At 64.0% G+C, this 9,637-nt stretch carries 12 protein-coding genes; 10 read left to right on the top strand and 2 right to left on the bottom strand.

Features of this window, described 5'->3' with window-relative positions:
- The 3 genes from VG320_RS22955 to VG320_RS22945 form a co-directional block, all read left to right on the top strand.
- Nucleotides 1-679 (top strand): SDR family oxidoreductase (locus VG320_RS22955; RefSeq protein ID WP_327202363.1); only part of this gene is annotated, 679 nt, incomplete at its 5' end.
- Nucleotides 680-735: 56 nt separating this feature from the next.
- On the top strand, nucleotides 736-1,497 hold the full coding sequence (locus VG320_RS22950; RefSeq protein ID WP_327202362.1) for an SDR family oxidoreductase: 762 nt from the start codon (nucleotides 736-738) through the stop codon (nucleotides 1,495-1,497).
- Between the two features lie 34 nt (nucleotides 1,498-1,531).
- Complete coding sequence (locus VG320_RS22945; protein ID WP_327202361.1) at nucleotides 1,532-1,942, top strand: nuclear transport factor 2 family protein; 411 nt, start codon at nucleotides 1,532-1,534, stop codon at nucleotides 1,940-1,942.
- Nucleotides 1,943-1,958: 16 nt separating this feature from the next.
- Here the strand turns inward: VG320_RS22945 and VG320_RS22940 are convergent, their stop codons facing one another.
- Complete coding sequence (locus tag VG320_RS22940; RefSeq protein ID WP_327202360.1) at nucleotides 1,959-2,927, bottom strand: LysR family transcriptional regulator; 969 nt, start codon at nucleotides 2,925-2,927, stop codon at nucleotides 1,959-1,961.
- A 121-nt stretch (nucleotides 2,928-3,048) separates the two neighbouring features.
- On the opposite strand from VG320_RS22940, the gene VG320_RS22935 reads away from it, so the two are divergent.
- Together VG320_RS22935 and VG320_RS22930 are read left to right on the top strand one after the other, a co-directional pair.
- A complete protein-coding gene (locus VG320_RS22935; protein ID WP_327202359.1) occupies nucleotides 3,049-3,867 on the top strand; it encodes an alpha/beta hydrolase in 819 nt (272 codons plus the stop codon).
- 88 nt (nucleotides 3,868-3,955) lie between these two features.
- On the top strand, nucleotides 3,956-4,915 hold the full coding sequence (locus VG320_RS22930) for an IclR family transcriptional regulator (RefSeq protein ID WP_327202358.1): 960 nt from the start codon (nucleotides 3,956-3,958) through the stop codon (nucleotides 4,913-4,915).
- A 40-nt stretch (nucleotides 4,916-4,955) separates the two neighbouring features.
- Here VG320_RS22930 and VG320_RS22925 read toward each other — a convergent pair whose 3' ends face one another.
- The gene (locus VG320_RS22925; protein WP_327202357.1) at nucleotides 4,956-6,029 is read right to left on the bottom strand and encodes a porin; all 1,074 of its coding nucleotides are present in this window, start codon (nucleotides 6,027-6,029) and stop codon (nucleotides 4,956-4,958) included.
- A 474-nt stretch (nucleotides 6,030-6,503) separates the two neighbouring features.
- Between VG320_RS22925 and VG320_RS22920 the strand changes: the two genes are divergently transcribed.
- Genes VG320_RS22920 through VG320_RS22900 form a run of 5 tightly spaced genes read left to right on the top strand, consistent with a single transcriptional unit; the run spans nucleotide 6,504 to nucleotide 9,613 of the window.
- Nucleotides 6,504-6,818 (top strand): non-heme iron oxygenase ferredoxin subunit, encoded by a 315-nt coding sequence (locus VG320_RS22920; protein WP_103704358.1) that lies wholly within the window; start codon nucleotides 6,504-6,506, stop codon nucleotides 6,816-6,818.
- A gap of 1 nt (nucleotide 6,819) precedes the next feature.
- Entirely contained in the window at nucleotides 6,820-7,131 is a 312-nt protein-coding gene (locus VG320_RS22915; RefSeq protein WP_327202356.1) for a recombinase-like helix-turn-helix domain-containing protein, read from the top strand.
- Nucleotides 7,132-7,161: 30 nt separating this feature from the next.
- Nucleotides 7,162-8,250, top strand: coding sequence for an aromatic ring-hydroxylating dioxygenase subunit alpha (locus VG320_RS22910; protein ID WP_327202355.1), 1,089 nt, complete (start codon nucleotides 7,162-7,164; stop codon nucleotides 8,248-8,250).
- Nucleotides 8,243-9,019, top strand: a complete 777-nt coding sequence (locus VG320_RS22905) for an SDR family oxidoreductase (protein ID WP_327202354.1) — start codon at nucleotides 8,243-8,245, stop codon at nucleotides 9,017-9,019. The genes VG320_RS22910 and VG320_RS22905 overlap by 8 nt, the downstream gene beginning before the upstream one ends.
- A 42-nt stretch (nucleotides 9,020-9,061) precedes the next feature.
- Nucleotides 9,062-9,613: a cupin domain-containing protein gene (locus VG320_RS22900; RefSeq protein ID WP_327202353.1), complete on the top strand. Its 552-nt coding sequence runs from the start codon at nucleotides 9,062-9,064 to the stop codon at nucleotides 9,611-9,613.
- Nucleotides 9,614-9,637: the final 24 nt, after the last annotated feature.

Raw genomic sequence — 9,637 nt, 5'->3', positions numbered from 1 at the left:
CGAGCGCCTGATCGCGCTGGCCGAGCGCATCACCAACGACACGCACCGCAGCGTCGAGATCATCGACGCCGATCTCAACAACCGCGCGGATCTGGCTGGCGTGGAAGCGAAGCTCAAGGAAGACGCGAGCATCACGCTGCTGGTCAACAACGCGGGCGTGGGCACACATACGCCGCTGCTCGAAAGCGACGTGGACGCGATGTCGCGCCTGATCGATCTCAACGTCGGCGCGCTCACGCGTCTGACTTACGCAGCCGTGCCGGGCTTCGTCGCGCGCGGCAACGGCGCGATCATCAATATTGCGTCGATCGTGGCGATTTCGCCGGAGACGCTCAACGGTGTTTATGGCGGCAGCAAGGCGTTCGTGCTGGCGTTCAGCCAGTCGCTGCATCACGAACTGGCGGATAAGGGCGTGCAGGTGCAGGCAGTGCTGCCCGGCGCCACGGCCACGGACTTCTGGCAGACCGGCGGCCTGCCCGTCGAGCATCTGCCGCAGGAGATCGTCATGTCGGCGCGGGACCTGGTGGACGCAGCGCTCAAGGGCTTCGAGCGCGGTGAACTGGTGACGATCCCGCCGCTGCATGCGGGCGAGGAGTGGGACGCCTATGAGGCTGCCCGCCGCACGATGGTCCCGCATCTGTCGAGCAGAACGCCCGCAAGCCGTTATACGGCTGCTTGAGAAGCAAGCTGGACTTTTGTGTAGCAAGTCATTTCATTTGATAAGGATATCGAATCATGAAACTCACTGGACACACGGTATTTATCACGGGCGGCACATCGGGTATCGGCCGCGCACTTGCGCAGGCGCTCAGCGCACGCGGCAACAAGGTGATCGTAGCGGGACGCCGCAAAGCGCTGCTCGACGAGATCACGCAGCAGAACCCGGAAATCGACACAGTCGAACTCGATATCGGCAACGCGGAGCAGATTCGGGCGGTGGCACAGCAATTGATCGAGCGGTATCCGTCACTGAACGTGGTCATCAACAACGCGGGAATCATGCCCTTCGACGACGCGGGCGGGGCGCTCGACGACGCAGCGGCCGTTCGCCTGGTGGAAACCAATCTGCTCGGGCCGGTGCGGGTGAGTGCGGCTTTCGTCGAGCATCTGAAGCGCCAGCCCGAATCCTGGATCATCAATAACAGTTCCGTGCTGGCCTATGTTCCGCTGGCGGCCACGGCGCTGTATTCGGCGACCAAGGCGGCGATCCACTCGTATTCGCTCTCGCAGCGCTTCGTGTTGCGCAACACCAGTGTGCGCGTGCTCGAAATTGCGCCGCCCTGGGTGGACACCGATCTCGTGCGCAAGAGCGGCGACCCGCGCGCGATGCCGCTCGACGCCTTTATCGCCCAGACGCTGGAGCGGCTGGAAACGGCCACCACCGAGGTCGTGGTGGACGGCGCCAGGCCGATGCGCGACAACGCCGGGCCGAACGAACACGCGTTTGTCGAGCAGTTCAATCAGTACATCGTCGATAACCCGATTCCGGTCGAATAACGATCGGGCGTCGTGCAGTGAAGGAGTCAAAGCCATGACCGAAGCAACGGCATCGATCGAAGCGCGCAACACCGCCCTCGTGCTGGAGGCGCTGGACACGCTGTTCAACCACAAGGACTACGCAAAGGCCGCGCAGTTCTGGTCCGAAGACTACGTTCAGCATAGTCGCCACGTGCCGGCGGGCCGCGAAGGACTGTTCGGTCTGGTGCGCGCGATGGGCGACGTGCGCTTCGAATACGAGCGGATCATCGCCAAAGACGATTTCGTCTGGTTGCATAGCCGCTACACCAGTTCGGCGGGCGCTGCGGCGTTGATCGCGATCGATATCCTGCGCATCGAGGACGGCAAGCTCGTCGAACATTGGGACGTGCTGCAGGAGGAAGCCACGCGTGCAGAATCGGCGGGCGGCTACCCGATGTTTGGCGATCGCTTCGCGGGCGAGTAATTCGGTATCCGAAAGACTATCGCTTTGGCGCGCGGGGTTTCCTGTCCCGCTTGACAGGTGGCGCAGGTGACGCAGGCGGCGCGCGGTCCCACGGCGGCGCGTCGCCGAACGCATTCACAAGATGGTCGATGAAGGCACGTACCTTGAGCGGCACATGTCGTGCACTCGGATACACGGCCTGAATCGTCAGTTCCCGCGTGCGGTAGGCGGGCAGCAACGCAACCAGTTGGCCGCGGGCGAGATCGTCGCCGAATACGAAGGTTGGGCCATACGCGATACCCGCGCCCGCGCGCGCCGCGCCCAGCAGCATCTGCATGTTGTTGGCGCGCAGGCGGCAAGGGCCGTCAATCACATACGCGCGGTCCTGCGCGTCGAACACGGTCCAGTCGCCAGCGGAAACGGCATCGTCAAACGCAAGGCGCGGTGCGTCGCACAGCGCCTGCGGCGTGCGCGGTGTGCCATGTTCTGCGAGCCAGGCGGGCGCGGCGCACAGCACCATGCGGCAGGGCGCGATACGCCGCGCCACCAGACCCGAATCGGCCAGGCGGCCAATGCGGATCGCCACATCGGCCTCGATATCGAGCAGATCCGCGTATCGGTCGCTCAGCACGGTTTCCACGTTGACGTGCGGATGCGCCGCCATATAGCGCGCGACGGCGTCGCCCAGATGCAGCGCGCCGAAGGTGACGGGCGCGGCGACGCGCAACACGCCGCGCGCGACGTTCTGCGTGGCGCTGGCCTCGCGGTTGGCTTCGTCGAACGCTTCCAGAATGTGTTTGCAGCGCGCGTAGTAGGCGTGCCCCGCGTCGGTGAGGCTCAGGCGGCGCGTGGTGCGCTGAAGCAGTCGCGCGTTCAGTGCCGCTTCGAGCGCGCTCACGTACTTGCCCGCCATTGCGGGTGAAAGCCCGAACCGCCGCGCGGCGGCCGCGAGACTGCCGTCCTCGATCGCCGCGACGAATACGCCGATGCAGGTAAAGCGGTCCATGAACGTTTCCCATCGATTCGATCGCCTGATTATCGACTGTTCGTCGTAAATCGCCAATTATCAAGCGAGGATCGCCGATCTACGATGTGCTCACGGTTTCAACGACACGAGGAGCGTCACGATGAACATCGAAACGAACGGCATTCACCTTCATGCGATCGACACGGGCCACGGCGAGCAGACGCTGGTGTTCCTGCACTATTGGGGTGGATCGGCGCGCACATGGCAGTTCGTTACCGGCGCGCTGGCCGGTTCGTACCGCACGATCGCGCTCGACCAGCGCGGCTGGGGCGAGTCCGACGCGCCGCAACAGGGCTACACGATCGCCGATCTCGCCGACGATGCGCAGGGTGCGATCGACGCATTGGCTCTTGCGCGCTATGTGCTGGTGGGCCACTCGATGGGCGGCAAGGTCGCGCAATTGCTGGCTTCGCGCCGCCCGCGCGGGCTGGCAGGGCTGGTGCTGGTGGCGCCGTCGCCGCCTACGCCGATGCTGCTGCCCGATGAGGCGCGCGAGGCCATGCTGCACGCCTACGACACGCGCGAATCGATCGGCGCTGTGCTCGATCATGTCCTGAGCGGCAGCCCGCTTGCGCCGCCGCGCCGCGAACAGGTGATCGAGGACAGTCTGCGCGGCGCGCCGCAGGCGAAGGCCGCGTGGCCCAATGCCGCGATGCGCGAGGATATCTCGGCTGCGGTGGCGGCGATCGATGTGCCCGTGCTGGTGATCGCGGGCGAACTCGATCAGGTGGATCGTGTGGAAACGCTGAGGGAGCAGGTGCTGCCGCGCATTGCCGGGGCACAGCTTGAAGTGCTGGCGGGCGTTGGCCATCTCTCGCCCCTGGAAGCGCCGGACGCACTGGCCGCGGCGATCCGGGGCTTTGTCGGCAAGCTCGGAGGCGATGGCGCACGCACGCAGCAAGCCGTACAGGGAACGTAATTCTGTTTCATAGGTGGGCGCAGCGCTTCGCGTTATCATTGCCCCATCACCGAACGGTCCAACAGATTCAAGCAGGTTCAAGCCGCCAATGGCCACCAAAAATACGACAGGCGCGCGCCGCAGCGCGACGCCGGGCAAGCGCGACGCGCTGCCTGCCGAGGAGACACAGCCCGCCCAGGCGGAAATCGACACCGAAGAAGAGGGCGGCGGCGCGTCCACCTACCTCGTGCCGGGGCTGGAGCGTGGCCTGCGCATCCTTGCGGAATTCTCGGCGCGCGAGCCCGTGCTGGCCGCGCCTGAGCTGTCGCGGCGCATTGGCATTCCGCGCACCACCACGTTCCGTCTGTTGCAAACGCTCGAAGCGCTGGGTTTCATCGAGCGCGCCAATGGCGACCGCCAGTACCGATTGAGCGTGGCGGTGCTGCGTCTGGGCTTCGAATATCTGAGTTCGCTGGAGTTGACCGACTTCGGCACGCCGGTGCTGGAGCGCCTGCGCGACGCGACCGGCCTGAGCACGCATCTGCTGATCCGCGACCAGCGCGACGTGGTTTTCGTCGCCAAGGCGCAGACGCGCGAGCCGATGTTCAGCTCCGTGAAGGTGCATGTGGGCACGCGTCTGCCCGCGCACGCTACGGTTCATGGCCAGGTGCTGATGGGCGATCTCTCGCTGGTCGAGCTGCGCGCGCTCTATCCCGAGAAGCAACTGGAGCGCTACACCGAGCGCACGCCCGCTACCGTCGCCGACCTCTACACGCGCGTGCGCGAGTTCGCCCAGCAGGGCTATGCGCTCAGCGAGGCGTCGTTCGAAACCGGCATTTCCGTGGTGAGCGCGCCGGTGCGCGACCAGTCTAGCCGTATCGTCGCCGCGCTGACCGCGACCGTGCCGCGCTCGGATATTGGCGACGTCGAACGCGCGCCGCTCGTCGCCGCCGTCTGCGCGGCCGCGATGGATCTGTCCGCCTGCCTGAACTACCGGCCGCTGCCGGGCGACCCGACCGCGGCCCAGGCCGCGCACGCCGCACAACGCCGCAGCCTGCACGGCGCCTGAGGCCTGAGGTCCGGCGCCAGCAGGCGCCAGACCTCGCGCGTCAGAACGAGTGGTGGATGCCGGTCAACACGATGGTCTGGTTGCGCCCGCTCGACACGCCTGCCGTGAAGAACGCCGCCTGCGCGTCCGAATTGGCGTGCTCGTAGAGCGCGTTCACATAGACCTGCGTGCTCTTCGACAGCGCATAGACATCGCCAATCATCACCTGGGTCCAGCGGCGGCCCGATAGCGTCGAAGTGGATGCGCCGCCCACGATGCTGTTGGCCGTCGTCAGCTGGTAGTTCGCGCCCGCGTCGTAGCTCTGGAAGGTGTCCGAGTAGCCGTTCGATTGCAGTTTCGTGCGCGTATACAGACCGTGCACCAGCACCTTGCCGAACGAATACGACGCCCCGATACCCATGTTTTCCACCTTGCTGGCGATATAGCTCGCGGCGGACTGACCCTGGAAGGTCGTGAGGCCGGTGGTCGACATCGACACCGTGCGGTCGTGCTCGTTGGACCACGTCGCGCCGGCCTTGAACGGACCGTTCGCATAACTGAGCGAAAACGACATCGTGCGGCCGGTCGAGAAGTTCGACGTATTGCCAAGGCCCAGCATCGCACCCGCCGTGAAGCCATAAAACTCAGGAGAACGATACTTCACCGAGTTGTCGTAAGGCACCACGCCTGTATCGGCGAGTTCGTCGATATTGCCCGGGTGGAACGCGTACCAGCTCGCCGCCAGATAAGCCGTGCTGAACGGGTCGAGCACGTCGAACGAGAACGGCGTCTGATGGCCGAGCGTGAGTGTGCCGAACTGGTCCGAACTCAAGCCCACGAACGCTTGGCGATTGAACAGGGTGTTCGCCTTCGCCATCGCGCCGGTATTCGTATAGAAGCCGTTTTCCAGCTGGAAAATCGCCTTCAGGCCGCCGCCCAGATCCTCACGGCCGCGCAGACCCCAGCGGTCGGGCTGCATATTGCCCTGTTCTTCCATCCACTTCGAATGGCCACCCACGTTGCTGACGTAGGCCACGCCTGCATCCAGGCTGCCGTATAGCGTGACGCTGCTTTGCGCCCATGCAGACGAGACGGCGCAGATGCCCGTCAACCCCGCGGCAATGAAGTGCTTCAACTTTGGACTCCTGATCGTATGACGAAACACCGGACGCGAATCCGGCTCAGCTAACCCCTTACCTTTGGCCCTGTTCACACGGCGCGGCGCGCTTCTGATACCGACGGCCCGCTTCGCAATCCGTGCTTGCTACTCGCATCGCATCTATTTGTTCCATATATGGATAGATGTGCTGCCTATGGAAAGTATAGTGACTCCTGTGGGACGCCAAAATACTTTTCTGGGACGGTAGTTGCCCCAGGTGCGCCTTCGCGAGATCGCTGTAATTACGCGCGTAACGTCTTGCTGGGTAAGCGTTCCGGCAACCGTTGCGAGATCGCCTGCGAGCCCCGTTCAAACCCTTTTCAGGATCGGCTCGGTATTTTCCCCAGGGCTGTTGGATTTTTATTTTGTCCATGCGCGGCGACTCCTATAATGACCATACATAAACTAATGTTCCGTATGTGGAACACGGTTGATCGGGAAAGGTGAGAAATGGCTGAAGAATGGCGCTGCGCCGGGCATGCCGGCGATCTGTCCGATGACGCACCGATCGAGTTCAAGCTCGATGGCACGGAGATCGGCATCTACAAGGTGGGCGACGAGGTCTATGCGCTCGAAAACGTGTGCCCGCACGCGTATGCGCTGCTGACGCAAGGTTTCGTCGATGAAGGCACGGTCGAGTGCCCGCTGCACGAAGCGGTGTTCGACATCAAGACCGGCCAGTGCATCAAGGGTCCCGGTGGCCGCGCGCTCAAGCAATACGCCGTGCGCCTCGCCGGCGAAGAAATCCAGATCAAGGTGGAATGACATGCGAGAAATCCCCGTGAATTTCAATCCGATGCTCAAGCCGTGGCTTGCGCCGCAGCCGAACAACGTCGCCGGTAAGGGCGTGATCGAGCAGCCGGGCCAGCAGGAAAACATGATCTGGCAAAACCGCAAGGCCGAGCCGACGCAGTACGAGAACGACTTCGGCGATGCGCTCGAACAGGTGTTCGAAGCGGGCGCCGTCGAACTCGACGATGTGGTGGCGGGCCTGAACCGCATCGGTTTCCGCACGCCGGAAGGCTCGCCCTGGAACGCCGAGCGCCTCGCCGCCGAATTCCGGCTGCTCGCCGACTAACCGGCGCATCTCGAACACGGAAGACCCCACATGACCTCCACGACATCCGAAGCCGCCGCAGTGAGCGGCGCCGATCCGGTCCGCGCGTATCTGGATCGCGGCATCAAGAACTATTGGTATCCCGTTGCGCCGAGCTGGCAGGTGGGCGACGCGCCCATCGGCATCACGCGTCTTGGCGAACAGATCGTGCTGTGGCGCGACAAGGACGGCCAGATCCACGCGCTCGAAGACCGCTGCCCGCACCGCGGCGCGCGTCTGTCGCTGGGCTGGAATCTGGGCAATCGCGTTGCCTGCTGGTATCACGGCATTGAAGTCGACGGCAGCGGCACCGTGCAGAGCGTGCCGGCTGTGTCCGCGTGCCCGCTCGAAGGCCAGAAGTGCGTGAAGTCGTATCCCGCACAAGAGAAGGCCGGCGCGATTTTCCTGTGGTTCGGCGACGAAGCGCACAAGGAACCCGCGCCGCTGCAACTGCCGGAAGAACTGGTGGGCGAGGAATACGCCAGCTTCCTGTGCATGTCGCACTGGAAGTGCAATTACCAGTACGCGATCGACAACGTGATGGACCCCATGCACGGCGCCTATCTGCACGCGACGTCGCACTCGATGGCCGAAGGCGACAAGCAGGCCGACATGCGCGTGCGTAAAACTGACAGCGGCCTCATCTTCGAGAAGACCGGTCAGCGCGACGTGAACTTCGACTGGGTCGAACTGGGCGAAACCGGCTGTCTGTGGATGCGTCTGGAGATTCCGTACAAGAAGAAGTTCGGCCCGGGCGGCAGCTTTGGCATCATCGGCTTCGCGGTGCCTGTGGACGAGGACAACTGTCAGGTCTATTTCTGGCGCACGCGCAAGGTGCAGGGCTGGCAGCGCGACGCATGGCGCTTCCTGTATCGCAATCGCCTTGAAGGCCTGCATTGGGCGGTGCTGGAACAGGACCGCTACGTCCTCGAAAGCATGGCGCCGAACGCGCGCGATCACGAATTCCTCTATCAGCACGATGTGGGCATGACGCGCGTGCGCCGCATGCTGCGCCAGCGTGCCCAGCAGCACATGACGGAACTCGAGGCATTCCGCGCCCAGCAGCCCGAAGCTGCACACGCCGAGCATAGCCATGCATGACGTCAACACCGCAGCGCCTGGCGCACTCGCGGGCCGTCGCGTGATCGTCACGGGCGGCGCGCGCGGACTGGGCGCGGCGTTCGTGAATACGCTCGCGAAGAGCGGTGCGCGCGTGGTGTTCGGCGACGTGCTGCACGATGCGGGCGAAGCGCTGGCGCGCTCGCTCGTGGCGGAAGGACACGACGTAACGTTCCTGTCGCTCGATCTCTCGCAGCCCGAGAGCATCAACGCTTTCGTGGACGCAGCAGCGCAGCGCATGGGCGGCGTGGACGCGCTCATCAACAACGCGGCCATCACCAACTCGGGCGGCAAGTTCGCCAGCGAAATCGCGGTCTCTACGTGGGACGCGGTGATGGAAGTGAACGTGCGTGGCACCTGGCTTATGTGCACGGCCGCGCAGCGCTGGCTGCGTGAGTCGGGTCGTGGCGCCATTGTGAATATCGCTTCGGATACCGCACTATGGGGCGCGCCCAAACTGCTCGCCTATGTGGCCAGCAAGGGCGCCGTGATCGCCATGACGCATTCGCTCGCACGCGAGTTCGGTGCGGACGGTATCACCGTCAACGCCATTGCGCCGGGCCTGACCGAAGTGGAAGCCACGGCTTACGTGCCCGCCGAGCGTCATGTGTTCTATCTAGAAGGCCGCGCCCTGCAGCGCCCCCAGGTGCCCGAAGACGTCACGGGCCCCGTGCTGTTCCTGTTGACCGACGCCGCGCGTTTCGTGACCGGGCAACTGCTGCCGGTCAACGGCGGCTTTGTGATGAATTGACCCGTTCGTATCGAACGTTCGAAAGCTAGAAAGGAGAAAGCGATGGCCGATGCCGATATCGATCGCAAGTCGTGGGACCGTCCCGCCGACGCGAGCTTTGATGACTGGATGAACAGCCGTGTGGCGCGCTATGAAACGCGTCGCTACGACTGGGATGCCCTGAAGTTCCAGGCCGATTACGACCCGAAGTACCGCCGCGCGCAGATGCGCTATGTGGGCACGGGCGGCACGGGTGTGGCGAAGGACAGCAACACGGTGCCTTCGGGCGGCTTCACGTTCTCGACGATGGTGATTCCGGCCGGCAACATTGGCCCGAGCCACATCCATATCGACGTGGAAGAAATCTTCTTCGTGCTGCGCGGCAAGATGAAGGTGATCTGCGAGAAGGACGGCGAGACGTGGGAAGCCGTACTCGGCGAACGCGACCTGATCTCGGTGCCGCCGGGCGTGTACCGCACGGAAGTGAACATCGGCGAAGAAGACGCGCTGATGTGCGTGATGCTGGGTTCGCCCAAGCCCATCACGCCGACGTATCCGCCGGATTCGCCGCTCGCGAAGATCAAGCGCGACATGCAGAAGGATGCGCAGAAGTAAGCATCACCCGGTAGAAAACCCAAC

The organism is Paraburkholderia sp., from assembly GCF_035948235.1.
Lineage (GTDB): Bacteria > Pseudomonadota > Gammaproteobacteria > Burkholderiales > Burkholderiaceae > Paraburkholderia.
The sequence above is the reverse complement of the archived record's forward strand: the minus strand, read 5'-3'. Positions and strand labels throughout refer to the sequence as shown.